This is a genomic window from Pseudomonas sp. P97.38 (assembly GCF_001269745.1).
Taxonomy (GTDB): Bacteria; Pseudomonadota; Gammaproteobacteria; order Pseudomonadales; family Pseudomonadaceae; genus Aquipseudomonas; species Aquipseudomonas chlororaphis_E.
This window is the reverse complement of record NZ_LHVJ01000015.1, coordinates 406863-433299: the sequence shown is the minus strand read 5'-3', so window position 1 is coordinate 433299 and position 26437 is coordinate 406863. Positions and strand designations below refer to the sequence as shown.

The 26437-nt window shown below is 63.9% G+C and carries 28 protein-coding genes; 13 read left to right on the top strand and 15 right to left on the bottom strand.

Translation table 11 applies throughout. The annotated features are described in order from the left end of the window. Positions 1-105: 105 nt before the first annotated feature. Together AD664_RS12130 and ggt are read right to left on the bottom strand one after the other, a co-directional pair. Positions 106-639, bottom strand: a complete 534-nt coding sequence (locus AD664_RS12130; RefSeq protein WP_053146801.1) for a cysteine hydrolase family protein — start codon at positions 637-639, stop codon at positions 106-108. Between the two features lie 27 nt (positions 640-666). Then, entirely contained in the window at positions 667-2394 is a 1728-nt protein-coding gene (ggt, locus tag AD664_RS12125) for a gamma-glutamyltransferase (RefSeq protein WP_047737179.1), read from the bottom strand. A gap of 107 nt (positions 2395-2501) precedes the next feature. Between ggt and AD664_RS12120 the strand changes: the two genes are divergently transcribed. Next, positions 2502-2936, top strand: coding sequence for a GNAT family N-acetyltransferase (locus AD664_RS12120; RefSeq protein ID WP_053146798.1), 435 nt, complete (start codon positions 2502-2504; stop codon positions 2934-2936). Positions 2937-2964: 28 nt separating this feature from the next. Here AD664_RS12120 and AD664_RS12115 read toward each other — a convergent pair whose 3' ends face one another. Further along, a complete protein-coding gene (locus tag AD664_RS12115; RefSeq protein WP_047737184.1) occupies positions 2965-3315 on the bottom strand; it encodes a hypothetical protein in 351 nt (116 codons plus the stop codon). 130 nt (positions 3316-3445) lie between these two features. Between AD664_RS12115 and AD664_RS12110 the strand changes: the two genes are divergently transcribed. The 7 genes from AD664_RS12110 (at position 3446) to AD664_RS12080 (ending at position 7381) form a co-directional block, all read left to right on the top strand. Beyond that, positions 3446-3781 carry a DUF6388 family protein gene (locus tag AD664_RS12110; protein ID WP_053146796.1) on the top strand — a complete coding sequence of 112 codons (336 nt, stop codon included), beginning with the start codon at positions 3446-3448 and terminating at the stop codon, positions 3779-3781. A 129-nt stretch (positions 3782-3910) separates the two neighbouring features. Continuing rightward, the gene (tusD, locus tag AD664_RS12105) at positions 3911-4303 is read left to right on the top strand and encodes a sulfurtransferase complex subunit TusD (RefSeq protein ID WP_053147069.1); all 393 of its coding nucleotides are present in this window, start codon (positions 3911-3913) and stop codon (positions 4301-4303) included. Further along, positions 4303-4665, top strand: coding sequence for a sulfurtransferase complex subunit TusC (gene tusC, locus AD664_RS12100; protein WP_053146795.1), 363 nt, complete (start codon positions 4303-4305; stop codon positions 4663-4665). Before tusD ends, tusC begins: the two co-directional genes overlap by 1 nt. Then, the gene (gene tusB, locus AD664_RS12095; RefSeq protein ID WP_053146793.1) at positions 4665-4958 is read left to right on the top strand and encodes a sulfurtransferase complex subunit TusB; all 294 of its coding nucleotides are present in this window, start codon (positions 4665-4667) and stop codon (positions 4956-4958) included. Before tusC ends, tusB begins: the two co-directional genes overlap by 1 nt. Beyond that, positions 4955-5290: a TusE/DsrC/DsvC family sulfur relay protein gene (locus AD664_RS12090; protein WP_053146791.1), complete on the top strand. Its 336-nt coding sequence runs from the start codon at positions 4955-4957 to the stop codon at positions 5288-5290. The genes tusB and AD664_RS12090 overlap by 4 nt, the downstream gene beginning before the upstream one ends. After that, positions 5287-6288 (top strand): glycosyl transferase family protein, encoded by a 1002-nt coding sequence (locus AD664_RS12085; RefSeq protein ID WP_053146789.1) that lies wholly within the window; start codon positions 5287-5289, stop codon positions 6286-6288. The genes AD664_RS12090 and AD664_RS12085 overlap by 4 nt, the downstream gene beginning before the upstream one ends. An 88-nt stretch (positions 6289-6376) precedes the next feature. After that, a complete protein-coding gene (locus AD664_RS12080) occupies positions 6377-7381 on the top strand; it encodes a glutathione S-transferase family protein (RefSeq protein ID WP_053146788.1) in 1005 nt (334 codons plus the stop codon). A gap of 130 nt (positions 7382-7511) precedes the next feature. Here AD664_RS12080 and AD664_RS12075 read toward each other — a convergent pair whose 3' ends face one another. From AD664_RS12075 to AD664_RS12055, 5 genes are all read right to left on the bottom strand, one after another. Continuing rightward, entirely contained in the window at positions 7512-8429 is a 918-nt protein-coding gene (locus AD664_RS12075) for an IS110 family transposase (protein ID WP_053143539.1), read from the bottom strand. A 347-nt stretch (positions 8430-8776) separates the two neighbouring features. Then, a complete protein-coding gene (locus AD664_RS12070; protein WP_053146786.1) occupies positions 8777-10090 on the bottom strand; it encodes a sensor histidine kinase in 1314 nt (437 codons plus the stop codon). A gap of 10 nt (positions 10091-10100) precedes the next feature. After that, a complete protein-coding gene (locus AD664_RS12065) occupies positions 10101-10769 on the bottom strand; it encodes a response regulator transcription factor (RefSeq protein WP_042728344.1) in 669 nt (222 codons plus the stop codon). Continuing rightward, positions 10769-11080, bottom strand: coding sequence for a PepSY domain-containing protein (locus tag AD664_RS12060; RefSeq protein ID WP_042728343.1), 312 nt, complete (start codon positions 11078-11080; stop codon positions 10769-10771). The genes AD664_RS12065 and AD664_RS12060 overlap by 1 nt, the downstream gene beginning before the upstream one ends. Beyond that, a complete protein-coding gene (locus AD664_RS12055; protein ID WP_053146784.1) occupies positions 11080-11388 on the bottom strand; it encodes a PepSY domain-containing protein in 309 nt (102 codons plus the stop codon). Before AD664_RS12055 ends, AD664_RS12060 begins: the two co-directional genes overlap by 1 nt. A 241-nt stretch (positions 11389-11629) precedes the next feature. Here AD664_RS12055 and AD664_RS12050 point away from each other — a divergent pair, with 241 nt between their 5' ends. The 4 genes from AD664_RS12050 (at position 11630) to codA (ending at position 15591) form a co-directional block, all read left to right on the top strand. Further along, positions 11630-12709: a hypothetical protein gene (locus AD664_RS12050; protein WP_053146782.1), complete on the top strand. Its 1080-nt coding sequence runs from the start codon at positions 11630-11632 to the stop codon at positions 12707-12709. A gap of 83 nt (positions 12710-12792) precedes the next feature. Further along, positions 12793-13149 carry a 6-carboxytetrahydropterin synthase QueD gene (gene queD, locus AD664_RS12045; protein WP_003203918.1) on the top strand — a complete coding sequence of 119 codons (357 nt, stop codon included), beginning with the start codon at positions 12793-12795 and terminating at the stop codon, positions 13147-13149. A 214-nt stretch (positions 13150-13363) separates the two neighbouring features. Beyond that, positions 13364-14215, top strand: a complete 852-nt coding sequence (locus AD664_RS12040; RefSeq protein WP_053146780.1) for an alpha/beta fold hydrolase — start codon at positions 13364-13366, stop codon at positions 14213-14215. A gap of 128 nt (positions 14216-14343) precedes the next feature. Further along, entirely contained in the window at positions 14344-15591 is a 1248-nt protein-coding gene (gene codA / locus AD664_RS12035; protein WP_053146777.1) for a cytosine deaminase, read from the top strand. A 198-nt stretch (positions 15592-15789) separates the two neighbouring features. Here the strand turns inward: codA and AD664_RS12030 are convergent, their stop codons facing one another. After that, the gene (locus tag AD664_RS12030) at positions 15790-16782 is read right to left on the bottom strand and encodes a DeoR family transcriptional regulator (RefSeq protein ID WP_053146775.1); all 993 of its coding nucleotides are present in this window, start codon (positions 16780-16782) and stop codon (positions 15790-15792) included. Between the two features lie 206 nt (positions 16783-16988). Here AD664_RS12030 and AD664_RS12025 point away from each other — a divergent pair, with 206 nt between their 5' ends. After that, the gene (locus tag AD664_RS12025; RefSeq protein ID WP_053146773.1) at positions 16989-18140 is read left to right on the top strand and encodes an MFS transporter; all 1152 of its coding nucleotides are present in this window, start codon (positions 16989-16991) and stop codon (positions 18138-18140) included. A gap of 59 nt (positions 18141-18199) precedes the next feature. On the opposite strand, the gene AD664_RS12020 is transcribed toward AD664_RS12025, so the two are convergent. From AD664_RS12020 to AD664_RS11995, 6 genes are all read right to left on the bottom strand, one after another. Continuing rightward, positions 18200-18640 carry a carboxymuconolactone decarboxylase family protein gene (locus tag AD664_RS12020; RefSeq protein ID WP_053146771.1) on the bottom strand — a complete coding sequence of 147 codons (441 nt, stop codon included), beginning with the start codon at positions 18638-18640 and terminating at the stop codon, positions 18200-18202. A gap of 279 nt (positions 18641-18919) precedes the next feature. Continuing rightward, positions 18920-20362 (bottom strand): mechanosensitive ion channel family protein, encoded by a 1443-nt coding sequence (locus AD664_RS12015; RefSeq protein WP_042732781.1) that lies wholly within the window; start codon positions 20360-20362, stop codon positions 18920-18922. Positions 20363-20532: 170 nt separating this feature from the next. After that, entirely contained in the window at positions 20533-21399 is an 867-nt protein-coding gene (locus AD664_RS12010) for a pirin family protein (RefSeq protein ID WP_053146769.1), read from the bottom strand. Between the two features lie 160 nt (positions 21400-21559). Next, positions 21560-22174, bottom strand: a complete 615-nt coding sequence (locus AD664_RS12005; RefSeq protein WP_042732779.1) for a response regulator transcription factor — start codon at positions 22172-22174, stop codon at positions 21560-21562. Positions 22175-22288: 114 nt separating this feature from the next. Continuing rightward, the gene (locus tag AD664_RS12000) at positions 22289-22723 is read right to left on the bottom strand and encodes a response regulator (protein WP_053146766.1); all 435 of its coding nucleotides are present in this window, start codon (positions 22721-22723) and stop codon (positions 22289-22291) included. A gap of 158 nt (positions 22724-22881) precedes the next feature. After that, the gene (locus AD664_RS11995) at positions 22882-26115 is read right to left on the bottom strand and encodes a transporter substrate-binding domain-containing protein (RefSeq protein ID WP_053146764.1); all 3234 of its coding nucleotides are present in this window, start codon (positions 26113-26115) and stop codon (positions 22882-22884) included. Positions 26116-26437 lie beyond the last annotated feature (322 nt).

Sequence of the window (26437 nt, the reverse complement as noted above, 5' to 3'; positions counted from 1 at the left end):
CGAGGGAGCTTGCTCCCGCTGGCCTGCAAAGCAGGCCCCATCATTCAAGCGACTGCTGTGCAGTCGAGCGGGAGCAAGCTCCCTCGCCACAGGTGCTGGGTGGGGTCAGAACCGCACGGCCTGCGCCGGCACCACGTCGATCCGCGACACGGCGCTGCTCAGGCGCCCCAGACGGTTGTTGTGGTTGGCGATGATCTGCTCTGCCGTCATGCTGCCGTTGTCCACCGTGGAGTGGGCGTCGGCCGCCAGCACCAGGTCATAGCCGAGGGCATGGGCCTGGCGCACGGTGGCGTTGACGCAGTAATCGGTTTGCAGCCCGCAGACCACCAGCCGATCGATGCTCCGCGCTTGCAGCAGCGACAGCAGGTCGGTCTGGTAGAAGGCGTCCGGCGTGGTCTTGCGCACCCGCAGGTCGTCTGCGTCAGTCAGCAGGCCGTCAGCCAGTTGCCAGGCGTCGCAGCCATGGGTCAGCGAACCTTCCAGTTCCTCATGCTGGACCAGGATCACCGGCCAGCCGGCCGCCCTGGCCTTGGCACTGAGGTCGTTGATGGTCCGAATGACGCGCTGGATGTCGAAACATTCTTCTTCGCCACTGCACAGTCCGTTCTGGACATCGATGATCAGCAATGCGGTGCTCATGACTTTCCTCTGCAAACGTTGACGGGATCAGTAACCCAACGACAACCCGGTGTTACGGCGAGGGTCGTTGGCGCCATAGAAGCGGTTCTTGCCCACCGGCTTGCCACCCAGCGACGGCGCGCCGACCAGGATCGCCGCGATGTGGTTGGGGTCTTGCGGGCCGGCGAACTTGTGGCCCCAGCTTTCCAACAGCTTCTGCGTATCGGGGCTGGCGGCGAAGGTTTCCAGGTTGGTCTCCTCGGGCATCCACTGCTGATGGAAACGCGGCGCATCGACGGCTTCCTGGAGGTTCATGCCGTAGTCGATCACGTTGAGGATGGTCAGCAAGGTCGCCGTGATGATACGGCTGCCGCCCGGCGTCCCCACCACCATCACCGTCTTGCCGTCCTTGGTGACGATGGTCGGGCTCATGGACGACAGCGGCGCCTTGCCCGGTGCGATGGCATTGGCCTCGCCCTGCACCAGGCCGTACATGTTGGGCACGCCGACCTTGGCGGTGAAGTCGTCCATCTCGTCATTGAGGATGACCCCGGTCTTGCTCGCCATCACCCCGGCACCGAACCAGTCGTTGAGGGTGTAGGTGACAGAAACGGCGTTGCCCCACTGGTCGACGATGGAGTAATGGGTGGTGTTGCTGCCTTCATGGGGCGCCACGCCCGGCTTGATCTTCTGCGAATCGCCAGCCTTTTGCGGCTCGATGGCGGCGCGCAACTTGGCGGCGTATTGCTTGTCCAGCAGGTGGTCGATGGGGTTCTTCACGAAATCCGGGTCACCCAGGTAGCTGTTGCGGTCCACATAGGCGTGGCGCATGGCTTCGATCTGGTAATGCATGCCCTGGGCCGAATGAAAACCCAGCTCCTTCATTGGATAGCCGTCGAGGATGTTCATGATCTGGCACAACACCACCCCACCGGAACTGGGCGGCGGCGCCGAAACAATGTGGTAGCCGCGGTAGTCGCACTCCACCGGCGCCAGCTCACGGGTCTTGTACTTGTCCAGGTCGGCCTGGGTGATGATGCCCTTGTTGGCCTGGCTGGAGGTGACGAGTGCATCGGCGACCCAGCCCTTGTAGAAGCCATCGGCGCCCTTGGCGGAGATTTCCCGCAGGGTCTTGGCGAGGTCCTTCTGCACCAGTTTCTGGCCAACCTGCATGGGCTCGCCGTTGTGCAGGAAAATCGCCCCGGAGTCGCGCATGTCCTTCTTGAACACATCGGTTGCGGTTTCCAGCAGGTCGACATCGCCCTGCTCGAGGGTGAACCCTTCTTCGGCGAGGCGAATGGCCGGGGCGATCAGTTCAGCCCGGGGCTTGCTGCCGTATTTCTGCAACGCCAGCTCCATGCCGGACACGGTGCCGGGCACACCCACCGCCAAGTGGCCACGGGTGCTGAGTTCGGGCACGACGTTGCCGTCCTTGTCCAGGTACATGTTGGCGGTGGCCGCCAGAGGGGCTTTTTCGCGGAAGTCCAGGAAGGTCTTGCGGCCGTCGGCCAGTTGGAGGGTCATGAAGCCGCCGCCCCCCAGGTTGCCCGCCGCCGGGTAGACCACCGCCAGGGCATAGCCCACCGCCACGGCTGCATCCACGGCATTACCGCCGTTCTTGAGCACATCGACGCCCACGTGGGTGGCCAGGTGCTGGGCGGTGACCACCATGCCGTTTTCGGCGGCAACCGGCGCCTGGGACGCGGCCTGCGCGGCCAGGCAGCCAAGGGTCAGCGAGGTGGCCAGGAGGGTCCTGGCAAGGGATTGGAACATCATGGGTCAGGTCTCTTCTTGTTTTAGGACCTAGCCAGTATGGCCCGGTTTGCGCAATGCGCCCGTTGCGATAGTCTCGCGCAGATCATTCCCGCTTAAGGACATACCCGATGACGCTGCGAATCGAACGCACCGATGCGCCCACCGACGAGGAGCGCCAGGCCATTCTCGCGCCGCTGCGCGCCTACAACAGCGCCCAGACCGGCGCCACGGTGCCCGAGCTCGTCGCCTTGCTGATACGCGACGAGCACAGCGCTGAAGTCGTCGGCGGGCTCTACGGGCGAATATTTTTCCGCTGGCTCTACATCGAGTTGCTGGTCGTGCCGGAACAGGCCCGGGGCCAGGGCACGGGCTCGACCCTGATGCAAATGGCCGAAGACCTGGCGCGGGAGAAAAACTGCGTGGGCATCTTTCTGGACACCTTCGACTTCCAGGCACCGGCGTTCTATCGCAAGCAAGGCTTCACGGAAGTCGGCCACATCGACGACTACCCACCGGGCCACCAGCACTTTTTCTTCCAGAAGCGCCTGGAAGCGGCGGACTGAACGCCCACAGGGCTGCTGGGCTGGCGGCTTACAAACAGGTCGCCAGCGCCGCCAGCCGACGCTTGGCGACGAAGTCGTCGTGCTGAGCGTAGTAGTTCAACGCCGTGCCGTTGGCGCCGGCCAGGACATCGACGAACGATTCGGCGGAGCGGGTGTACACCGTCAGGCCACCCTTCTCGCCGGGTTGCAGGTACGCCGCGGCATCGACGCCGAACACCGCTTCATCCTGCCAGGCAAACTGCACGCACTGGGCCACGACCTGCGCAGGCTTGTCCGAGGCCAGGGTCTTGTAGGGCGCCTGGGTCCGGGCCTGGTTCATCGCCGAACCCGCACAGCCGGCCAGCAAGGTAGCGGCCAGGGCCACCGTCAACATTCGCATTGCGTTCTCTCACCGAAAAAAACCGACTGTAGCACTACGACCCGAACCGTCGCGCTGCTTTACTGAAATTTACCCGCGACAGCAGGCGTCGATTCGCGCAACCTGTGGGCCACCAACCAAAGGAGTCACCATGGCGGCAACCGAACAACAACACGAACGGGCCCTGGCAAGGTTTCTCGACGAACGCCCGCACCTGCGCCACGAACTGGACACCCTCAACCCGCTGCTCGCCCAGGCCAAGGGCGAGACCGCCGAACAATATCGCGCCGAACGGCTGCATGAAGCCTTCGAAGCCGAGGCCGAGCGCCAGCACCTGTTCGCCTGGGAATTGACCCTGCAACTGACCGCCGCCTCGCCCGAGGACTACCAGGCCCAGCGCCTGGAGGTGCACAAGGAAGTGGCGGAAATGGCGGGGATGGACTGGGCGGAGTATTGCCAGCTGCATGGCCTTGAAGACAAGCAGTAAACCATGGCGAGGGAGCAAGCTCGCTCACCACACCGTACTCGCCATGCCCTTCGTGTCGAGCCCCCTTGGCAATCGCCCCACCGCCCATAAAGCTTTATCATGGCCGCAGTTTCGCTGACCGGGTCTGTCATGAAGTTCGCCATCGCGCTGTTTTCCGCCGCTCACGCGCCCTCCTCGCGCCGTGCCTTGCTGTTCGCCCAGGCCGCGCTGGCCGGTGGGCACGAAATCGTGCGGTTGTTTTTCTATCAGGACGGCGTCTATAACGCCGGCGCCAGCATCGTCACGCCCCAGGACGAACAGGACCTGCCACGCGAATGGCGCACGTTCGTCAGCGACCATCGCCTCGACGGCGTGGTGTGCATCGCGGCGGCGTTGCGCCGGGGTGTGTTGAACGACGAAGAAGCCCAGCGCTACCAGCGATCGGCGGCCAGTGTCGAGGCGCCCTGGGCCCTGTCCGGCCTCGGCCAGTTGCACGATGCGATCCAGGACGCGGACCGCCTGATCTGTTTTGGAGGCGCTTGATGCCCAAGTCATTACTGCTGATCAGCCGCCAGGCCCCATGGTCGGGCCCAAGCGCCCGCGAAGCGCTGGACATCGTCCTGGCCGGCGGCGCGTTCGACCTGCCCATCGGCCTGCTGTTTCTCGACGACGGCGTGTTCCAGTTACTCGCGGCGCAAGACGCCAGGGCCGTCCAGCAGAAAGACCTGAGCGCGAACTTGCAGGCACTGCCGCTGTTCGGCGTCGAGCAACTGTTTGTCTGCGTCGACAGCGCCGCCGAGCGCGGCGTCGCCACCGATACGCTGGCGCTGGACGACATGAATGTACTGGACGCGGCACAGATCGCCGCGCTCATTGACCGTTACGACCAGGTGATCACCCTCTGATGTCGACCTTGCACGTATTGTCTCACTCGCCCTTCGGCGACTCTCGTTTCGCCAGTTGCTTGCGCATACTCGGCGAACACGATGCCCTGCTGCTGTGCGGCGACGCGACGTATGCCCTACGGCCTGGCACCGCGCCGTTTGAAACCCTGCAGGGCCGCGGCCTGAAACTGTTCGTGCTCGCCGAAGACGTCCAGGCCCGCGCCTTGCAGGCGCCAGGCTGGGCCAAGGCCATCGACTACCCGGCCTTCGTCGAACTGTCGATCGAGCATGACAAGGTCAACACCTGGCTATGAACACGTTGAATGTGGGCGAACGCGCCATCGCGCTGGACAAGGACGGCTACCTGGCCGACCTGGACGACTGGTCGGCCGATGTCGCCACGGCCCTGGCCGCCGCTGAAGAAATCGAACTGAGCCCCGAGCACTGGGAAATCCTCGAACTGTTGCGCGGCTTCTATCGCGAGTTCCAGCTCTCCCCCGCGACCCGGCCGCTGATCAAGTACACCGCGCTGAAACTGGGCGTGGACAAAGGCAACAGCCTGCATTTGAACCGATTGTTCAAAGGCACTCCCGCCAAACTCGCCGCCAAGTTGGCGGGCCTGCCCAAACCGACGAATTGCCTATGACCGACTTTGCTTCGCTGACCCTTGAGACCCCGGCCGAACACCCGTTCGCCCCGTTCGTGCGCATCCTTGGCAAAGGCAAGCGCGGCGCCCGCAACCTGACCCGCGAAGAAGCGCGCCAGGCCATGGGCCTGGTGCTGGATGAACAGGTCGAGGACACCCAGCTCGGTGCCTTCCTGATGCTGTTGCGGCACAAGGAAGAAAGCGCCGAGGAAATGGCCGGTTTCACCGAGGCCTTGCGTGAGCGCCTGGTTGTCCCGGGGTTGAAGGTGGACCTCGACTGGCCAACCTACGCCGGCAAGAAACGCCATTTGCCGTGGTACCTGCTGGCGGCCAAGTGCCTGGGGCAGAACGGCGTGCGGATCTTCATGCACGGCGGCGGCGCTCATACGGCGGGCCGGCTCTACACCGAACAATTGCTGGGCTTTCTGCAAATCCCGCTGTGCCGGGACTGGCAGCAGGTCGCCGGCGCCCTGGACAACGGCGGCCTGGCCTTCATGCCGCTGGTGGACTGGGCGCCGCAGATGCAACGAATGATCGACCTGCGCAACACCCTCGGGTTGCGTTCGCCCATCCATTCCCTGGCGCGGATCCTCAACCCGCTGGGCGCACGCTGCGGGTTGCAGAGCATTTTCCACCCCGGCTACCAGGCCGTGCACCGTGAAGCCAGCGGCTTGCTGGGCGACACCGCCATCGTGATCAAGGGTGATGGCGGCGAAATCGAGATCAACCCAGACGCCGACAGCCACCTCTACGGAACGTCCGGCGGCGTCAGCTGGGACGAGCAATGGCCGCGACTGGCCGAACAGCGCCACGTCAAGCCGGAAAGCCTCGACCCCGAACACTTGAAGGCCGTCTGGCGCGGTGACGTCCAGGACAGCTACCCGCAATTGGCCCTGATCGCCACCATGGCCTTGGCCTTGCGCGGCCTGGGCCTGACGCGTGAAGCGGCGTTCGAGCGCGCCCGACAGTACTGGGACAGCCGGGATCGTTCGATTTAACTGATGATTAACGCCTAACCTTTGCGCTTTTTGTTCGAACCTATCGGAATAGACTCCTCTCCAACGTTTATAGGTCGAGGAGATCGAGATGGGTTTGTTAGTCGAAGGCCGCTGGCAAGACCAGTGGTATGAAAGCAAGGACGGCCGCTTCCAGCGCGAGCAGGCTCAGCGCCGTCACTGGGTGACCGCCGACGGCAGCGCCGGCCCTAGCGGTGAGGGCGGTTTTGCCGCCGAGGCCGGGCGCTATCATCTGTACGTCTCCCTGGCCTGTCCCTGGGCCCACCGCACGCTGATTTTCCGCAAGCTAAAAGGCCTGGAAAACCTGATCGACGTCTCAGTGGTCAGCTACCTGATGCTGGAAAACGGCTGGACCTTCGACAAAACCCATGGCTCCACCGGCGACAAACTGGACGACCTGGACTTCCTGCACCAGCGCTACACCGCCGACACCGCCGACTACACCGGCCGCGTCACCGTACCGGTGCTGTGGGACAAGCAACAGGGGCGCATCGTCAACAATGAATCGGCGGAGATCATCCGCATGTTCAATGGCGCATTCGACGGCCTGACTGAAAATCATCTGGACCTGTACCCGGCGCACCTGCGCAGCGAGATCGACGCGCTCAACGAGCGGATCTACCCGGCGGTGAACAACGGCGTGTACCGCGCCGGGTTCGCCACCACCCAAGCCGCCTACGAAGAAGCCTTCGACGGCCTGTTCGCCGAGCTGGACCGGCTGGAGGCCCTGTTGGCCAGCCGCCGCTACCTGGCCGGTGAATACCTGACCGAGGCGGACATCCGCCTGTTCACCACGCTCATTCGCTTCGACGCGGTGTATTTCGGCCATTTCAAATGCAACCTGCGGCGCATCGCCGACTATCCGAACCTGTCGAACTGGCTGAGGGAGTTGTACCAGTGGCCGGGCATCGCCGAGACCGTGGACTTCGTTCACATCCAGGGTCATTACTACGGCAGCCACAAGACCATCAACCCCAATGGGATCGTACCGAAGGGGCCGAAGCAGGACTTCACCGGGGCCCATGATCGGGCGCGGTTGAGTGGGAAAGGGATTTGGCGGGGGACTGGGGATTGATTCGGGAAATCCGTTGTCACTGAGGGCCTCTTCGCGAGCAAGCCCGCTCCCACACCGGACCGTGTATGGCCACCGATTCATGGTGAACAACGGTTCAATGTGGGAGCAACTGTCTTACCTCTGCCACCCGTCACCGCCATTCAGTGCCGTCTCGAAGCATGGCATTCAGTCTGATTAGCAATATTCGCATGCAGGCGATGAGCGCGACTTTCGCGCTCTTGCCTCGCCCTCGAAGTGCTTCGTACCGGGCCTTGAAGTCGGCGTGATAGCGGATGACAACCCAGCACGACATATAAAGCGCACGTCTGACCCGCGCTCTTCCTCCGTAAATCTGACGTTTGCCGCTGTGATTGCCACTGTCGTCGTTGTAGGGGGCGATTCCCGCCAGGGCCGCGATCTCTCTGCGATCAAGCTCACCGAGCTCAGGCAGGTAAACCAACAAACTAGCAGTCGCCACAGTGCCGATCCCTTTAACTGATGTGAGTCGATCGGCTTTCTCCGCATCCAGCTTACGCATGCTTTGATTAATGGCTTTGCCAAACTGCTTGATTTGGATTTGCAGGTAGCGAATATGATCTTTGATCACCTCGATAACCGCCGGAAGCTGAGCCTGCTGTAGTCGGCGCTTGTTGTCATCTCGTTGCTGGACGAAGTGTTCGCGCAGCTGAATCAGCTCCCGCAGTGCTTCACGCTCAGGTGAAATGGGCTTTTCGTGAGACGCATGCAGAGCTTCGGCAAAATCGGCAAGAACAGCCGCATCGATGGGGTCGGTCTTGGCATTCTTGCCCATTGCTACGGCGAAGGCTCTAGCCCGGCGAGGGTTGATCCTGAGCACATTGAAACCTGCCTCCTGCAGTGCTGCCATAACCTTTCGTTCATAGCCGCCCGTGGCTTCCAGTAACACCCGGCCAATCGTGTATTGGCTTAGCTGTTCGACCAGCTGTGCAAAACCCTCAGACGTATTGGGGACCTCATAGCCTTGGTTCTGTGGTCGAACCCAAACGACGAGATTTGATTTGGATATATCGATACCGACCCAGGAAATCATGGCAAAACCCTCTTACACTCAGAAATGAGAGTGCTCTGGCTTTGCCCACGCTTGTGATTCGAGTGCCGCTCGTACAACTGTTCGGGCTTATGGGCCAGAGTAGAAAGGTAGATGGCAGCTTTGCTCCCACTCGTGCTTCAAGCACCGCGGACTCACAGCTTGCCATCTACCCCTCTCACCCCAGAGTTTATTCCCTTACTCAGACACAAGCGGGCTTGCCCGCGAAGGCGGTGTATCAGCTAAACATTCATGACTGACACTCCGCTTTCGCGGGCAAGCCCGCTCCCACAGGGGGATTTGTGCCAGCCACAAAGGCAAGCCCGCTCCCACAGGGGCAAGTGCAGGCTTCAGCGCTTGGACAGTTCGATCACCACCTTCAACCCGCCCCACTCACTGGCGTCCAACACCAGCCTGCCGCCCCAGCTGTCGACGATGTCGCGCACGATCCCCAGCCCGAGGCCGTGGCCATCGGTCTGTTCATCCAGCCGTGTGCCGCGGCTGAACACTTGGTCGCGGCGGTCTTCAGGGATGCCTGGGCCGTCGTCTTCCACGGCCAGGCTGAATCTCCCGGCCGTCTCGGTCACCGTTAGGCGCACTTCGGCGTCGGCCCACTTGCAGGCGTTATCCAGCAGGTTGCCCAGCAGTTCCAGCAGGTCCTCGCGGTCCCATGGCAGGTGCAGGCCAGGAGGGCCGAGGTAACTTAAATGCAAGTGTTCGCCGTGGATCATATTGAGCGTCGCCAGCAGGCCAGGCAGTTCGGCGTCGCAATCGAGGTGGGCGCCGGGCAACGCATCGCCGGCCAACCGGGCGCGATTGAGCTCACGGTTCAGGCGCTGGCGTACCTGTTCGAGTTGCTCAAGCAACAGCTTGCGCAACTCGGGGTGTGGGTCGAGTTTCTCGTTCGACGCCAGGCTCTGCAGCACCGCCAGGGGTGTTTTCAAGGCATGGCCGAGATTGCCCAGGGCATTGCGCGAGCGTTTGAGGCTGTCCTCGGTGTGGGCCAGCAGATGGTTGATCTGCGCCACCAACGGTTCCAGCTCGCGCGGAACCTGCTCGTCGAGCTGTGAACGCTGGCCGCGTTGCAACTGCGCAATCTGCTCCCGGGCCCGGTCCAACGGGCGCAAGGCCCGACGCACAGTGAGGCGTTGCAGCAACAGAATCAGCAGCAACCCCGCCAACCCCAGGCCCAGGCCGATCTGCTGCATCCGGCGGAAACTGTCGCGCACGGGGGTGTAGTCCTGGGCGACGCTGATGGAGATCGCCTGGCCCAGGCGCCGGTAATCGGTGCGCAACACCAGCAGCTTCTGGCCCTCGGGGCCCAGTTGCAGGTTGCTGTGCAGGCCCGGATGGTCGAGCCGGGGCAGTTCCTGGTCCCACAGCGAGCGGGAACGCCAGTGGGCATCGGCAAAATCGATGCGAAAGTAATGCCCGGAAAACGGCCGCTGGTAGGCCGGCGACAAGCGTCGCTCATCCAGTTGCAGGCCCTGCGGGCCACGCACCAGCGCCACCAGCAGGTTCTCGCTGTCGTTGCGCAACCCGGCTTCCAGGTAACGCTGCAAACCCAACTCGAACAGCCACAGGCTGGTTTGGGCCAGGACCAGGCCCACCACCACCATCACACCGATCAGGCCCAGGCTCAGGCGGCGCTGGATGGATCTCACGGCAGGTCGCTCATTGGGCCTGCCCGCCGAACAGGTAACCCTGGCCGCGACGGGTTTCGATCACGCTGCGGCCCAGTTTGCGTCGCAAGTGATTGACGTGGACCTCCAGCACATTGGAATCGCGCTCGGTTTCACCGTCGTACAGGTGCTCGGCGAGATGACTCTTGGACAGGATCTGCTCGGGGTGCAGCATGAAATAGCGCAGCAGACGAAACTCGGCGGCGGTCAGCTGGATGTCGGTGCCGTCGCGGATCACGCATTGACGCCCCTCATCCAGATGCAGCCCGGCGGCCTGGAGCGTCGGCTGGTTGAACTGGCCATGGGAGCGACGCAGCAGCGCCTGGATCCGCAGGTGCAGTTCTTCGGGATGAAAAGGCTTGGTCAGGTAATCGTCGGCCCCGGCCTTGAGGCCTTCGATGCGCTCGGCCCACGAACCGCGTGCGGTCAGGATCAACACCGGCGTGGCCAGGCCACCGGCACGCCACTGGGCCAGCACCTCAAGGCCCGGCACGCCCGGCAGGCCCAGGTCGAGGATGATCAGGTCATAGGGCTCGCTGCTGCCTTGATACACCGCGTCGCGCCCATCGGCGAGCCAATCGACGGCGTAGCCCTGCCGTGTCAGCCCGGCCATCAGCTCGTCGGCCAAGGGAACGTGATCTTCCACCAGAAGCAGGCGCATCAATCTTCCTTATCTTTGAGTAAACGACCGGTCGCGGCCTCCAGGTCCAGTTCGCGCACGACGCCGTCGGTGTCCAGCAGCTCGACCTCGTAAATATAGACGCCGTGCTTTTCTTCCAGCTCGGCCTCCAGCAGCTTGGCCCCGGGATGAAGGTCCAGCGCCTGTTGCAGCAGTTGCTCCAGCGGCAGGATCACGCCCTGCTGGCGCAGGTGCAGGGCTTCGTCCTGGTCCAGGTCCCGGGCCACCACCACCGAACAGACCGCCAGCAGCGCCAGCGCCCAGCGGCTGCGGGCGCGTAAATTAAGCTTCATTACGTATCCTGATGATTCTTGAGTACCTTGCCGGTGACGGCGTCCAATTCCAGGTCCCAGTCGATGCCTTTGGCATCGCGCAGTTCCACCTGGTAAATGTACTTGCCGTACTCTTCTTCCAGCTCGGAGTCGGTGACGGTGGCACCCGGGTGTTCGGCCAGGGCGGCAGCGTCGAGTTTTTCAAAGCTCAGGATGGTACCAGCGTCTTGCAGCTTGCGGGACTCATCGGCCCCCAGGTCGCGAGCGTGAGCCAGGCCCGCGTTGAAGGCCATGAGGGTCGCGATGAATAAGGCAGTCAGGCGGTTCATGGGTTGTCTCCTTTTTATAGTCGTCACCTTGGAACTGTATCGGGGCGAACTTAACTGAAACTGAATTGCCATCATCGAACCCAGGTCAAGGTCGCGATCCCTGTGGGAGCGGGCTTGCTCGCGAAGGCGTCAGTACATCCAACATCGATGCAAGCTGGCCCACCCCATTCGCGAGCAAGCCCGCCCCCACAGATAGCGCGTGTCGCTATAATCCTTCGCTTGCCCAAGTCACGAGACCGGTATGACAGCCATCCACATCAAGTTCCCCGCCCTCACCCTCAAGGCCGGCCCCCGTGCGCTCGCACGCATCCGCCAGGCCGGCCTGAATGCCGCCGACGTCGGCACGCTGCCAGGTGCCGCCGGTGGCCCGAAAGCCCTGGGGATCCAGGGGCTGGACCTGGCGCTGTTCGGCGAGTGGCTGCCTGCCGCGCCCCGGGAACGCTCGCTGATCGGGGCCTCGGTGGGTTCCTGGCGCTTCGCCAGTGCCTGCCTGCCGGATGCCGCCGAGGGGATCCGACGCCTGGGCACCTTGTACAACGAACAGAGCTTCGCCAAGGGCGTGACCATGGCCGGCGTCAGCCAGAGCTCGCAACGCATGCTCGACGACCTGCTCGAAGGCCGCGACAACACGATCCTCGAAACCCCGCACTACCGGCTCAACATCATGGTGGTCAAGAGCCACGGCTGGCTGGCACAGGACCATCGCGGGCGGCTGGGCCTGGGGTTGTCGTCGGTGATTGCCGACAACCTGCGCGGCCGGGCACGGCTGTCGCGGCACTTCGAGCGCCTGATCATCCACGACCCGCGCCTGGCCCCGCCGCTGCATCCGCTGGAGGACTTTCCGTCCCGCTTCGTGCCGCTGGACGCCTCGAACCTGCGCCAGGCGCTGCTGGCATCGGGCTCGATCCCGATGGTGATGCAAGGGGTGCGCGACCTGCCCGGCGCCGGCGCCGGCACCTATCGCGACGGTGGCCTGCTGGATTATCACCTCGACCTGCCCTACAGCGGCAACGACATCGTGCTGTACCCGCACTTCACCGACCGGGTCATCCCCGGCTGGTTCGACAAAGGCCTGCCTTGGCGTCGGGCCAGCGTCGAACGCCTGCAGGACGTGCTGTTACTGGCGCCGTCACGGGAATACCTGGCTCGCCTGCCCTACGGCAAACTGCCAGACCGTAACGATTTCAAGCGTTTCATGGGCGATGACCCGAGCCGCCGCACCTACTGGCGCAAGGCGATGGACGAAAGTCGCCGCCTCGGTGACGAGTTTCTCGAACTGACCGCCAACGGTAGCCTGGCCGAGCGATTGCTGACCCTTTAGTCAGCATGGCCGCGCACCACCGTCGGCAACCTGATAAACTGCGCCGCCTGCCTCGCGACTGATCTTTCAAAGAGCCCGAACCTGTGGAAATTTTCAAAGAATTCACCTTCGAATCCGCCCACCGCCTGCCCCACGTGCCGGACGGCCACAAGTGCGGGCGCCTTCACGGGCATTCGTTCAAGGTAGCGATCCACCTGAGCGGCGACATCGACCCGCACACCGGGTGGATCCGCGACTTTTCAGAGATCAAGGCGATCTTCAAACCGCTCTACGAGCGCCTGGACCACAACTACCTCAACGACATCCCCGGCCTGGAAAACCCCACCAGCGAAGTCCTGGCCAAGTGGATCTGGAACGAGTTGAAGCCGTTGCTGCCGGAACTCAGCGCGATTCGCATCCATGAAACCTGCACCAGTGGCTGCATCTATCACGGCGAATGACCCCACGCTGTTCCCGTGGCGAGGGAGCTTGCTCCCGCTGGGCCGCGAAGCGGCCCTTAAGCCTGGGGCTGCGTCGTCAGGTCGATCGTTGTCGCCGCTTTCGGGGCTGCTGCAGCCCAACGGGAGCAAGCTCCCTCGCCACAACTGTGCTCTCCTGCCACCCTGCATTGGCCTATGCTCTACCCCCTGAACCCTTCTCGGCGGAGCATCGACCATGACCGACTGGCTGCTGGATCAGGTATACGACTTCAACGGACATTCCATTCGCTACGCCATCCAGGGTGACGGGCCACCGCTGGTGTTTGTCCATGGAACGCCCTTCTCGTCCTATGTGTGGCACCGGATCGCCCCGCTCTTCTTTTCCACTCACCGGGTGCATTACTTCGACCTGTTGGGCTACGGCCAATCCGCGCAACCCGATGCCGATGTGTCCCTCGGCGTGCAGAACCCATTGCTCGCGCAGTTGCTGGCGCACTGGGGCCTGGACTGCCCGGATGTGGTGGCCCATGACTTCGGCGGCGCCACCGCGCTGCGCACGCATCTGCTCAATGGTAAGAACTACCGCAGCCTGACGCTGATCGACCCGGTGGCGCTATCGCCCTGGGGCTCGCCTTTCGTGCAGCACGTTCGTCAGCACGAAGCGGCCTTCAGCGGCCTGCCCGATTACATCCAGCGGGCCATCGTGCCGACCTATATCCGCGGCGCGATCGAACGGGACATCCCGGACCGGGAGCTGGCGCCCTACGTCCAGCCCTGGCTCGGCGAGACCGGCCAGGCGGCGTTCTATCGGCAGATTGCGCAGATGGACGAGCGCTACACCCGCGAAGTCGAGGGGTTGTACCCCAGCGTACGTTGCCCGACGCAGATTCTCTGGGGAGAGAATGACCAATGGATCCCCATCGAACGCGGCCAGGCCCTGCAACGGTTGATTCCGGGCGCACAACTGCTGCTCGTCCCCAATGCCGGGCACCTTGTCCAGGAGGACGCGCCAGAGGCGATCGTGGCGGCGGTGTTGCGATACATAGGCGCCAATGCGGACACCCCGGTGTCCGGGACGCGGGGCTGACCGTCGCGCGCGCGATGTACTGCCGTAAAGGGCACTCGCCACTCTCTGGCGTATGTGCTATTGATCAGCGCCATGGGGGCTCGCTCCGCTGACGCGCCACTCCAAGACCTCTGAAAGGGACTCGCCTGATGCACATCATCAACGCCCGCCTGCGCAACCGCGAAGGCTTGCATGAGCTGCACCTGGAAAACGGCCTGATCGCCAGCATCGCCCGCCAGACCGAGGCCCCGAGCCTCGGGCCGGAGGATCTCGATGCCGGCGGCAACCTGGTGGTGCCGCCTTTCGTTGAACCGCACATCCACCTGGACGCCACCCTCACCGCCGGCGAGCCGCGCTGGAACATGAGCGGCACGCTGTTCGAAGGCATCGAGTGCTGGGGCGAACGCAAGGCCACCATCACCCTGGAAGACACCCAGACCCGCGCCCGCAAGACCCTCCAGGCCCTGGCCGCCCATGGCATCCAGCATGTGCGCACCCACGTCGATGTCACCGACCCCCAGCTCACCGCCCTCAAGGCGATGTTGCAGGTGCGCGAAGAGAACCGCCATTTGGTCGATATGCAAATCGTCGCGTTCCCCCAGGAAGGCATCGAGTCCTACTGCAACGGCCGCGAGTTGATGGAGGAAGCGATCCGCATGGGTGCCGACGTGGTGGGCGGCATCCCGCATTTCGAGTACACCCGTGACCAGGGTGTCAGTTCGGTGAAATTTTTGATGGACCTGGCCGAACGCACCGGTTGCCTGGTAGACGTGCATTGCGACGAAACCGACGACCCACACTCGCGCTTCCTCGAAGTGCTGGCCGAAGAAGCCCGCAGCCGCGACATGGGCGCCCGGGTCACCGCCAGCCACACCACGGCCATGGGTTCCTACGACAACGCCTACTGCGCCAAGCTGTTCCGGCTGCTCGGGCACTCGGGCATCAGCTTCGTTTCCTGCCCCACCGAGAGCATCCATCTGCAAGGTCGCTTCGACACCTTCCCCAAACGCCGCGGCGTCACGCGGGTCAATGAACTGCTCGAAGCCGGAATGAACGTCTGCTTCGGCCAGGATTCCATCGTCGACCCGTGGTACCCCCTGGGCAACGGCAACATCCTGCGAGTGCTGGAAGCCGGCCTGCACATCTGCCACATGCTTGGCTACCGCAACCTGCAAAGCGCCCTCGACCTGGTCACCGACAACAGCGCCAAGGCCATGGCCCTGGGCGAACGCTACGGGCTGGAACCCGGACGCCCGGCGAACCTGCTGATCCTCTCGGCCGACAGTGACTACGAAGTGATCCGCAGCCAGGGCCTGCCGCTCTACTCGATTCGCCAGGGTGAAGTGCTGATGAAGCGGCAGATGCCGGTGGTGGAGTTCGGAACGCAATTGGACTGACCTCTGATGCCGTCCCGTGGGAGCGAGCTTGCTCGCGATGGCGGTCTATCAATTGATACTGGGGTGACTGATCCGGCGCTATCGCGAGCAAGCTCGCTCCCACAGGGGTTCAGCGTTGTACATCAGATTGATGACTACTGAAGATCCACTGTGGGAGCGAGCCTGCTCGCGATGAGGCCATCAGCCTCACCACCCCCCTCAAGGCATGACCCTGGCCGCCCCAAACAGACTCACCCGCACCAACTCTCCACTCTCTTCCTGCAACAGAATCGGCGCCGTGCCGCCCGGCATCACTACGCTGACCGGCCCCGCTGTCACCCAACCCACCCGCCACGCGGCGCAGGCCACGGCGCTGGCACTGGTGCCCGAGGAGGCGGTGGGCCCTTCGCCGCGCTCGAACACCCGGGCCGCCAGTCGCCTTTCGGCTTCGCGCCAGGCCCATTGCAGGTTCACCCCCAGCGGACAGGGAACCCCGTCGCCACCGGGCGCGGCGAACGCGGTGCGGGTCAGTTCCTGCAAGAGTGGCGCAGCGCCCATCTGCGCATTGGCCGGCAACGCCTCGGCATCCTCCACCAGCGTCACGCAGTGCGGGTTGCCCAGGTTGACGAACTGACTGTGGCCCCAGGCCGGGTTCAACTCACAGAGCGCAGGTACTCGACTGAGGTCTCGTTGATCGAAGGTCACACTGCCCACCCCTTGGGCACCCACTGCCTGCGGCCCGAACAGTGGCTGCCCCAGGTCCAGCCAGAAGCCTTGCAGGCCCTCGAACTCAGCGGCACGCACCGAAGTCTGCAACGGTGAAAAGCCTTGGCGCTTGTCATGATGAACCTGCAGCACACATTCGCCATCGTCCGGCATCAAGCCCTGCTCTCGCAGCGCCTGGGAGAAAATCGTCAGGCCGTTGCCGCTGCGTTCGGCCAGGGTGCCGTCGGTGTTGACGATCAACACATCGAACGGTGGTTTCTCCTGGAAGGGCCCGATCAACAGGCCGTCGCTGCGATGGTCCTTGGCGCCGGCCGGCTTCTCGCCCGGCGCCCAGGCACAGAATGCCTGTATCGCCGCCGCGGCCCAGGATTCGCGGGCCTGGGCGGCCTGGGCAGCCGTCGGCGGCAACCCCACACCGAAGGCACGCACCTGTTGCGGTGAAACCACCCCATAGAGATTGCCGCGTGCGTCATAGAACTGCGTCATGAATCGGGTCCGGAAGCTGCCAGGTGAGCCGCCACTTTAAGGTCCCGCGCCGCAAAAGCACACCTCATCCCCGTAAAGCCACTGGACACCAGAAGGACGCGGCAGCGCATGGGCACCTTGGGGTCGCGGTGCGGTCAGTGGATATGCAAGCATAGGCCCCTTGCCTGCGTCACCCGAGCGCACCGCCCGAAAACCAAGGAAGATTCATGACCGCCATCACCCCCCCGCCAACCTTTGTTCCCGGACGTCTGGAACAGATGTCCACCCGTCTTGCCTACCTCATCGCCGGCGTGGGCATTGCGGCCTGGGCACCGCTGGTGCCCTACGCCAAGACGCGGGCGAACCTGGATGAAGGCACGCTCGGCCTGCTGTTGTTGTGCCTGGGTGTGGGTTCGATCCTGGCGATGCCGATTTCCGGTGCGCTGGCGGCGCGGTTCGGTTGCCGCCGGGTGCTCAGTGGCGGCACGATCCTGGTCTGCCTGGCGTTGCCGCTGCTGGCGACGATGACCTCATTGCCCTGGCTGGTGGCGGCCTTGTTCCTGTTCGGTGCCGGGCTCGGTACCGTGGACTCCACCGTTAACCTGCAAGCGGTGATCGTCGAACGGGCCAGCGGCAAGACCATGATGTCGGGGTTCCATGGCATGTTCAGCCTCGGCGGAATCGTTGGCGCTGCCGGGGTGAGCGCGCTGCTCGGCCTGGGGTTGTCGCCCCTGGGGGCGACGCTGGTGGTCAACGCCTTGTTGCTGGCGGCGTTGTTCAAGGCCGCGCCGCACCTGCTGCCCTATGGCAGCGAGAGCTCGGGGCCGGCGTTTGCGATTCCCCACGGCGTGGTACTGTTTATCGGCATCTTGTGTTTCATCGTGTTCCTGGCCGAAGGCGCGGTGCTGGACTGGAGCGCGGTGTTCCTGACCACCGAGCGCGGGGTAGAGACGGCCTATGCCGGGCTGGGGTATGCCGCGTTCGCGCTGACCATGACGGTGGGCCGGCTGACAGGCGACTCCGTGGTGCGTCGCCTGGGACCCAAACGCATCATCATCTACGGCGGGACCCTCGCAGCGACGGGGTTCCTGTTGGCAACCCTGGCACCGATGTGGCAAGCGGCGCTGCTGGGGTACGCGCTGGTGGGCGCCGGTTGTTCGAACATCGTGCCGGTGCTGTACACCGCGGTCGGCAAGCAGACGCTGATGCCAGAGGCCATCGCGGTGCCGGCCATCACCACGATTGGCTACGCCGGCATCCTGGCCGGCCCGGCGTTGATCGGTTTCGTGGCCCATGGCAGCAGCCTGAGCGTGGCCTTCGGGTTGATCGCCCTGGCGCTGGTGGCGGTGGCGGCCAGCGGCAGGGTCCTGAAGGTCTGAGGCCTGGCCAGCCCTTCATGCCCCACGGATCGCTGTCGGGCTCGATCACCCGCGCGGGCTTACGCCTCGGGCATCTTGCGGAAACCGACCGCCAAACGGTTCCAACCGTTGATGGCGTTGATCGCCACGGTCAGGTCGACCATTTCCTTGGGATTGAAGTGTTCGCTCAGCAGAGCGTAGTCGGCGTCCGGGGCGTGGGTCTCGCTCAGGCGCGTCAGGGCTTCGGTCCAGGCCAGCGCGGCGCGTTCGCGGCCGGTGAAGAACGGCGCCTCGCGCCAGGCAGTGACGGCGTAGAGGCGCCGTTCGGTCTCGCCGTCCTTGCGGGCGTCGGCGGTGTGCATATCGATGCAGAAGGCACAGCCGTTGATCTGCGAGGCACGCAGCTTGACCAGTTCGATCAGGGATTTTTCCAGGCCCAGTTTCGAGACGGCGGTTTCCAGGGCCAGCATGGCTTTGAAGGCGTCGGGGGAAGCGGTGTAGAAATCGATACGCGGTTGCATGGGTGAACTCCAGAACAATGAGGTGTGGCGCTACGTTAGCCCTGCAATAGCGCAAGACAAATAGCCAATTGTTGGGAAGTTCGGGTAGCCAATGGCCCATCGGGGCGGGCCGTTGGGCAAGGGCAAAAAACCGATCAGTGCTGGAAAACATCGTCCCTGTGGCGAGGGAGCTTGCTCCCGCTCGACTGCGCAGCAGGCGCAAGGATTGTGGGGTCGCTACGCAACCCAGCGGGAGCAAGCTCCCTCACCACAGGGGGGTGGGGCAACTTCAGGATTCGCTCAAGCCCGGCTACGCAGCCACTGCAAAAAGCGCTTCTTGGCGATCGGCTTGGGGGCTTCGCGCGTCAGGTTCTCGGCCAGGTGGATGCGCACGTCCAGCAGGTTCTTCATGGCGTCGCTGATGTCACGACGGGCTTCCAGGCACGGCTTGAGGTAGGTGTTCTCGATGCGATAGAGGCTGCAGAACGTCTTCGCCGAAAAATTCGCCAGCGTGGCTTGCTCGGCGACGATGCCCGCTTCGCCGATGACCTCCCCCGGCCCCATGCGTCCGCCTTCGAGCGTCAGGCCGTTGCGCACGAGGGTGACGCTGACCACGCCGGATTCGATGATGAACAGGTGATCGCTGACCTCTCCCGCCGGCAGGATCATGTCGCCGGGGCGGAAGGTCTGCAGGGTCATGTTCTGGCTGAAGGTGTCCTTTTCCTCCTGGCGCAGGGTGGAGAAAATGCTCGAACTTTCCAGCAATGCCCTGGGCCGCGAGAACGCGCTGGCCGACGCGCTTTCCGTGGTAGACAACAGACTGATGCCCGACGCCCGCAGATGCCGGAACGCCAGGTCGTACAATTGATTGCGCACGTCGCGCTTTTGCCCCATCGAGGCCACGAACCCGCTGATTTCGTATTCCGCCCCGCTGCTGCCGGAGGACTTGAGCGTCACGCAGGGTGCCGGGCTGGCGAGCAACGCACGGCAGCCGATCATGGCGCGCTCCAGCGCTTCGATGACCTTTTGCGGCCGGGCGTGCGGGCTGACCTGGACGCTGATGGACAAACCATGCACGTCGCTGGGCCGGCTGAAGTTGATGATCTTGGCCTTGGCCGCCAGGGAGTTGGGGATCACCGCCATGCTGCCCTGGGAGGTCTGCAACCGCGTGGCCCGCCAGTCGATGTCGGTGACCCGGCCTTCGGTGCCGTCGATGGAAATCCAGTCATCGAGTTGATACGGCTTGGTGGTGTTGAGCACGATCCCGGAAAACACATCGCTCAGGGTGCTCTGCAAGGCCAGGCCGACGATGATCGCCACCGCGCCGGACGTCGCCAGCACGCCCTTGACCGGCAGGTCCAGCACGTAGGCCAGGGCCGCAATGACGGCGATCAGGAAGATCACCGCGCCGAGCAGGTCCTGCAGCAACCGCCCGGTGTGGCCGACCCGCTGCATCATCGCCGCACCGATCAACTCCGTCAGGGTCCGCGCGGCAAACAACCACCAGGCAATCTGCAAACCGGTGGCCGCCAGGTGCCGGGGCACGTCGTCGACCCACTGCGCCGGCACCATCGGGTTGAGGCCTTCGTTGAACAGCAGCACGCTGAACAACGAAAAAATCACCAGCCGCGTGCCGATTTTCCAATAGGTCCGCTGCGCGCTGACCAGTCGCCACAACAGCAGGTCGAGCACCAGCAGCACTAGGGCACAGAGCAACGGGTGGTCGGAGATCAGGGACAGCATCGGGACAGCTCCAGGCAGGTCATCGACGGCAAGAGTGGCACAAGTTGAAGAAACTGTAGATACACCATAAAACAGTGTGGGAGCGAGCTTGCTCGCGATGGCGGTGCGACAGTCGCCCTATCTTTGACTGTCATGCCGCCATCGCGAGCAAGCTCGCTCCCACATTTATTTCAGTCGTCCATCCGCCCAAAGCGCCCTGAATGGAAATCGCCGAAGGCCTGGTGGATTTCCTGCTCGCTGTTCATCACGAACGGACCATGGCCGACGATCGGCTCGTCGATGGGCTCGCCGCTGAGCAGCAGCACCACCGCCTCATTATTGGCGTGCAGGCTCAACTGGTCGCCGGCCCGATCGAACAGGGCCAGTTGACCGGCCTCGACCCGTTCGCGGCCGTTGGCCTGGACCGAACCGCGCAGCACCACCAGGGCCGTGTTGTGACCTTCGACCAGGTCAAGGGTGAGGGTCTTGCCGGCGTTCAAGCGGATGTCCCAGACGTCGATGGGCGTGAACGTCCTGGCCGGCCCCTGCTGTCCGTCGAATTGCCCGGCGATCAGGCGCAGGCTGCCGGCGTCGTCCTTGAGGGCGATGTGGGGAATGTCGGCCTTGAGGATCGTCTGGTAGCCGGCCGGGGCCATTTTGTCCTTGGCGGGCAAGTTGACCCACAGTTGGACCATCTCCATGAAGCCACCCTGCCGGGCGAATGCTTCGGAGTGGAATTCCTCATGAATGATGCCGGAAGCGGCGGTCATCCATTGCACATCGCCGGGGCCGATCTTGCCGCCGCTGCCCGTGGAGTCACGGTGTTCCAGCTCGCCCTGGTAGACGATGGTCACGGTTTCAAAGCCGCGATGGGGGTGCTGGCCGACACCACGTCGCTCAGTGGTGGGGGCGAATTCGGTGGGGGCCGCGTGGTCCAGCAGCAGGAACGGGCTGATGTGCTTGCCCAAGTGGTCGTAGGAAAACAGCGTGCGGACCGGGAAGCCATCGCCGACCCAATGCGGTCGGGGGCTGGTGTAGAGGCCAATGATGTTTTTCATGCCATATCTCCCAATCAGGTGTAGCGATTCGATGACACAGCTTAAAAGCCAACCCTTTGATGCACTAGACGGCAAAAACCAGCCTTAGCGTTCCATTAAAAGAACGATACCCAGCGGGAGCGAGCCCGTTCACGCCCGCCGCTGCCTGGCAAAAAGTGCTTTAGAGATGATTGCGCTTGGCGAAATCCGAGAGCCCCACCAGCGATTTCAGCCCGAGCTTCTCCAGCAGGCGGGTCTTGTAGGTGCTGACGGTCTTGGGGCTCAGGAACAGGCTTTCGGCAATGTCCTTGCCGCGCATCCCCATCGCCAGCATGCGCAGGATGGACAGCTCACGCGTGGAGAGGCTTTCCAGGGCCTGCTGTTCGGTGCGCTGCTGGAAGTCGAGGCGCACGGACAATTGTGGAAAGTAGGCATAGCCGGACTTCAACGCATGGATGGCCTTGATCAGTTCCTTCAAGTCGCTTTTCTTGGTCACGAAGCCCCGCGCTCCGGCCGAGATGCAACGGTTGCAGAAATGCTGGGCATCCTGGGCGGTGAACACCAGCACGCTGCACGCGGGAAACTGGCCCATGATCCAGACCAGCAGGTCCAGGCCGTCGAAACCGTTCATTACCAGATCGAGGATCACCAGGTCAGGCGCACCCTCCTTGATGAGGTCCCTGGCATCAGCCACGCCACTGGCATCCCTGACGCGATGGAAGCCCTCGTTCTGGCAAATGAGCCGCAGCGCCCCTCGGATCACAGGGTGGTCATCCACGATCAATACGTCTTTCAAGGCTGTTCCCCCGGTCAAGATAAAAGGCGCCGATGCCATGTTTGCAGCGGACTGTTCCACAGGTGACAGGCCCTGCCACCTGTCAGGGCCGACAGTGCGGACCAACGGCCCGCCTCAACCACCACGGCCTTGCCTCAAGGACCGTCCCCAGGGTTGCACCGGCTCGCTGGCCGGGGGATCGACCCGCTCCATCACCCGCCGCAACGCGGCCAGGTCAGGCAACGGGGCGTGACTCAGATGCAGGCTGGAACGGCGCACGGCGGGCACCGGCGACAGGCCGATCTGCTGCACGTCGTAGAGCATGGCGTGACGCACCTGTGGGTTGTAGAGGATGAAATCGTGCAGGTCCAACGCCCCCTCCGCCAGCCCAGCGTTGACCACCACCAGGTCGAAGGGCTCGCTGCCGTACTCCACCAGCGTCAGCAGCGCTTGCACGTCGCTCACCGGGACAATCCGGAAGTAGCCCTGTTGATTGAACAGGCGTTCCAGCACGATTCGATGGGTATGTTGGGTGTCGGCAATCAGGATACGTAGTGCTTTGTTCGGCATGGCAGGCATTCCAATAGCAACGCGCCCGGCAGGAACCGGCTCGTAAACAGTAAGGGGCGTCAGGCTAGAGGAAGCTTTTGAGAGGCGCTGTAGGACTATTCCCAAATTGAAGAAGGATGTATTCCTCGTGGCGTTGGGATTTGTCCCGGCAAACCCTTTCATGCGTCCCCCGGACCGGGCATCCCGGCCATGTGTTGCGCCAGTCGCTGCGCCAGTTGCTCCATGACCGCGCGCAGACCTTCCACGGCGGACGCCAGCGTGCTCCGGTCGGCGGCGCGGCAGGCGTTTTCCAAGGCTTCACAGGCGTCGATCAGCGGCTGCGCGTTGATCATCCGCGCGCCGCCCTTGATCCGATGCGCCAGGTCCGCCAGGCCCGGCAAGTCGCGCTGATCGGACAGGCGCAGCAGCCGGGCTTGATCTTCGACATGGCTGCTAAGCAGTTCGCGCAGCAGTTGCCTGAGGGAGTCGGTGTCGCTGCCGGTCAGTTGTTCGAGGGTGGACAAGTCGAAACCGGCGCTGGGCGGTGATGGCGCCACCTCCGGCAGGACCTGGGCCAGACGCGCGGCGAGCTCTCGCAGGCCGATGGGCTTGAACAGGCAGTCATCCATCCCCGCTTCGGCGCAGCGTTGCTTCTCTTCCGGCAGGGCATTGGCCGTAAAGCCCAGGAGCAGCGTTGCCGGCACGTCACGGGCGCGCTCCTCGGCCCGGATGGCGCGGGCCAGGTCGTAGCCGCTCAACAACGGCATATTGCAGTCGGTGATGACCACGTCGAAGGGTTCGCTGCGCCAGGCCCGCAGGCCCTGCTCACCATCCGCCGCGACCTGGACGTGATGCCCCAGGTAGCTCAGTTGCTGGCTCAGCAGCAAGCGGTTGGCCGGGTAGTCGTCGACCACCAGGATCTTCAGCGCCCGAGCCGCCACCGCAGCCTCAGTCGCAGTCTCGGCGCGTGGCACGCCGGGCCGAGCGTCGAGCACCGGCAGGCTGAGCAGCACCTCGACCTGCGTGCCCTGCCCCGGCACGCTGCTCAACTTCAGGGTGCCGCCCATCATTTCGCACAGGGTTCGACTGATCACCAGACCCAGCCCGGAACCGCCGCGGGCCGACGAGGCATTCTGACCGGCCTGGCTGAACGGGCTGAACAGCCGCCGCTGATCCTCAAGCGAAATCCCGCAGCCGGTGTCTTCGACCCGCAGGCACACGTCCAGGCGTTCCCCCTCCAGGCCCGGCTCGCCGCGCACCTTCAGGCGGACCTCACCCTGGTCGGTGAACTTGATGGCGTTGCTCAACAGGTTCGAGACGATCTGCTTGAAGCGCAGCGGATCGATCAACACATCGCGCTGGAGCGTGGCCTCCACGTCCAGCAGCAGGCGCAAGTGTTTCTGCCGGGCCAGCCCGTCGAACATCCGCGCCACCGACTCGATCAGCGCATGCAAAGCGGCGCGCTCCGGCGTCAACGTGAGTTTGCCGGACTCGATGCGGGCGATGTCGAGGATGTCGCCGATCAAGTCCAGCATGCCGCGGGCCGCCGTTGACGCAACCTCGATGGCGGACCGGTCGACGACGCCCTGGTCGGCTTTTTTCTGCGCCAGCTCCAGCATGCCGATCACCGCGTTCATCGGTGTGCGGATTTCATGGCTCATGGTCGCGACGAAGGTGGTCTTGGCACGGTTGGCGTCGTCGGCGCTTTGCTTGGCCACGCGCAACTGCTCCAGCAGGCGCCGCAAGTAAACGACCCAGCCCAGGGTCACCAGCAACAACAGCGCCGCGATGGCGAAGCCGCGCAGGATGGTCGTGCGGTTGCGCAGCCAGTAGCTGTCATCGATCACCACTTCACTGCGCCAACGGTTGGTCAGTTCGTCCATTTCCTCGGGGGAAATGCTCAGCAGCGCCTTGTCCAGGATCGAATGCAGTTGCGTCGAGTCTCGCCGGGTCACCAGGGCCACGCGAGCCGGCAAGGTGCCGACGGTGCTGGTGACCTGCAACCGGTCGCGGTACTGGCGGGAAATCAGGTAGCGGGCACTGATCAACGAATTGACCGCGCCCTCCACCGTGCCGGCGGCCACCATCGCCATGGCGTCGGCAGCGTTTTCTGCGGGCACCAGGTGCACGCCGGGAAAGGTTTCCGAGAGGTAGTCACGCAGCACGTTGCCACGGATCAGCGCTAGCCGCTTACCGTCCATCTGGTCCAGGGTCAGCGCGACCTTGCGTGGCGTCACCAGCACGAACGGGTTGCTCAGGTACGGTCGGGTGAAGCGCAACTGGTCTTCCAGTTCGGGGCTGACGGGCGCGGCCGCCAGCACATCGGCCTGGCCACTGCGTACCTGCTCGATGAGCTCGTTGAGCGAACCGCCGCGCAGCAGATCGAACTTCAGGCCGGTGCGCAGGCTGATCCTGGCCAGCACGTCGGCGCTGATACCGCGCAACTGGCCCTGGTCATCGATGAACGTCAGCGGTGGGAAATGCTCGTTGACCGCCACCCTGATCCGCGGATGGGTGTCCAGCCAGCGCTGCTCCTTGACGCTGAAATGCAGCGCCTGCTGCCCCGGCACGCTGGCGCCGCCGGCACTCCAGCGGCGCAGGATGTTCATCCGCTCGCCGGCCGGAATGGCTTGCAACGCGGCGTTGAGAATACGCAGCAGGCGCGCGTTGTCGCGGCTGACCGCGAAGGCGAACGGCTGCACCTCCAGGCGAGAGAAATCCGCCAGTTGGACATTGTTCAGGTAGTTCTTGCTGATCAGGTAATGGGCGCTGATCGAATCCCCCAGGTAAACGTCGGCCTGTCCGAACGCCACGGCGCCGATGGCGCTGAGGGTCGAGGGGTACAACTGCAAGGACGCCTCGGGATAAAACGCCTTGACGGTGTCCGGCGGCAAGTAGTGGTACAGCATTGCCACGCGCTTGCCGGCCAGGTCCGGCGGCAAGTCCTGGCTGTCGTCGGTGCGCGCCACGAGGGTAGGCAGGTCATCGGCATAGGCCTGGGACATCGCCAGGTCCGGGTCGCCGGCCTCGAAGCCATTGGCATTGCCGAGCAGGTCGATCTCGCCGCCACGCAGGGCCTGGAGCGATTCGGCCCGGGACGGATAGCGCTGGACCACCACCTGGACGTGCAAGAGTTGCCCCAGCAGTTGCGCATAGTCGGCGGTCAGGCCTTCGTAGTGGCGCCCATCGCCGGTCATGCCGAACGGCGCGTAGTCCGGCGCCGACTCCCCCAGCCGCAACGTGCCTTTCTGGCGCAGCCAGGCCCAGTCCGCCGCACCCAGGGACACCGAATAATCCTCCACGTTCGAACGCCCGAGCACCTGCAACGACTCGGGCGCCGCCTGCGCCGGTGGCGTCACACTCAACGAGCCCAGCAACAGCGCCGCCAGGCCTGTGCGTAGAAGCTGCATCATCGGAGTCAGATTGCATCGCTTGGCGTAGTCGGCCCGGGACGCCGCCGACTGCGTTCGAGTCGGGGGCACCCGGCTGATGGGTTCAGACTGCCAATACGGGAGAACAGCGAACCGTCCATGGGCCTGTCAAATGGCGGCAGGCGTGGACTGAGTGTAGGAAATTTCTGAGGATTTGCCTGCCGTGCAGCACAAATTCAGGTGGAACGCTTTCGCGGGCAAGCCCGCTCCCACAGGGTTTTGGGTTTGCCTTGAGTCTGTGGTCGTCACCTGGCCCATTGTGGGAGCGGGCTTGCCCGCGAAAGCGGCCGCACAGCCAACATCG

Coding starts and splice junctions, on each gene's coding strand:
- ggt (WP_047737179.1), bottom strand. CDS start 2,394: ATGATGTTCCAATCCCTTGCCAGGACCCTCCTGGCCACCTCGCTGACC.
- AD664_RS12090 (WP_053146791.1), top strand. CDS start 4,955: ATGAACACGTTGAATGTGGGCGAACGCGCCATCGCGCTGGACAAGGAC.
- AD664_RS12060 (WP_042728343.1), bottom strand. CDS start 11,080: ATGAAGCTTAATTTACGCGCCCGCAGCCGCTGGGCGCTGGCGCTGCTG.
- codA (WP_053146777.1), top strand. CDS start 14,344: ATGCACATCATCAACGCCCGCCTGCGCAACCGCGAAGGCTTGCATGAG.
- AD664_RS12075 (WP_053143539.1), bottom strand. CDS start 8,429: ATGATTTCCTGGGTCGGTATCGATATATCCAAATCAAATCTCGTCGTT.
- AD664_RS12040 (WP_053146780.1), top strand. CDS start 13,364: ATGACCGACTGGCTGCTGGATCAGGTATACGACTTCAACGGACATTCC.
- tusB (WP_053146793.1), top strand. CDS start 4,665: ATGTCGACCTTGCACGTATTGTCTCACTCGCCCTTCGGCGACTCTCGT.
- AD664_RS12000 (WP_053146766.1), bottom strand. CDS start 22,723: ATGCCGAACAAAGCACTACGTATCCTGATTGCCGACACCCAACATACC.
- AD664_RS12025 (WP_053146773.1), top strand. CDS start 16,989: ATGACCGCCATCACCCCCCCGCCAACCTTTGTTCCCGGACGTCTGGAA.
- AD664_RS12010 (WP_053146769.1), bottom strand. CDS start 21,399: ATGAAAAACATCATTGGCCTCTACACCAGCCCCCGACCGCATTGGGTC.
- AD664_RS12065 (WP_042728344.1), bottom strand. CDS start 10,769: ATGCGCCTGCTTCTGGTGGAAGATCACGTTCCCTTGGCCGACGAGCTG.
- AD664_RS12030 (WP_053146775.1), bottom strand. CDS start 16,782: ATGACGCAGTTCTATGACGCACGCGGCAATCTCTATGGGGTGGTTTCA.
- AD664_RS12110 (WP_053146796.1), top strand. CDS start 3,446: ATGGCGGCAACCGAACAACAACACGAACGGGCCCTGGCAAGGTTTCTC.
- AD664_RS12115 (WP_047737184.1), bottom strand. CDS start 3,315: ATGCGAATGTTGACGGTGGCCCTGGCCGCTACCTTGCTGGCCGGCTGT.
- AD664_RS12055 (WP_053146784.1), bottom strand. CDS start 11,388: ATGAACCGCCTGACTGCCTTATTCATCGCGACCCTCATGGCCTTCAAC.
- AD664_RS12130 (WP_053146801.1), bottom strand. CDS start 639: ATGAGCACCGCATTGCTGATCATCGATGTCCAGAACGGACTGTGCAGT.
- AD664_RS11995 (WP_053146764.1), bottom strand. CDS start 26,115: ATGATGCAGCTTCTACGCACAGGCCTGGCGGCGCTGTTGCTGGGCTCG.
- AD664_RS12015 (WP_042732781.1), bottom strand. CDS start 20,362: ATGCTGTCCCTGATCTCCGACCACCCGTTGCTCTGTGCCCTAGTGCTG.
- AD664_RS12080 (WP_053146788.1), top strand. CDS start 6,377: ATGGGTTTGTTAGTCGAAGGCCGCTGGCAAGACCAGTGGTATGAAAGC.
- tusD (WP_053147069.1), top strand. CDS start 3,911: ATGAAGTTCGCCATCGCGCTGTTTTCCGCCGCTCACGCGCCCTCCTCG.
- AD664_RS12120 (WP_053146798.1), top strand. CDS start 2,502: ATGACGCTGCGAATCGAACGCACCGATGCGCCCACCGACGAGGAGCGC.
- AD664_RS12020 (WP_053146771.1), bottom strand. CDS start 18,640: ATGCAACCGCGTATCGATTTCTACACCGCTTCCCCCGACGCCTTCAAA.
- AD664_RS12085 (WP_053146789.1), top strand. CDS start 5,287: ATGACCGACTTTGCTTCGCTGACCCTTGAGACCCCGGCCGAACACCCG.
- AD664_RS12050 (WP_053146782.1), top strand. CDS start 11,630: ATGACAGCCATCCACATCAAGTTCCCCGCCCTCACCCTCAAGGCCGGC.
- tusC (WP_053146795.1), top strand. CDS start 4,303: ATGCCCAAGTCATTACTGCTGATCAGCCGCCAGGCCCCATGGTCGGGC.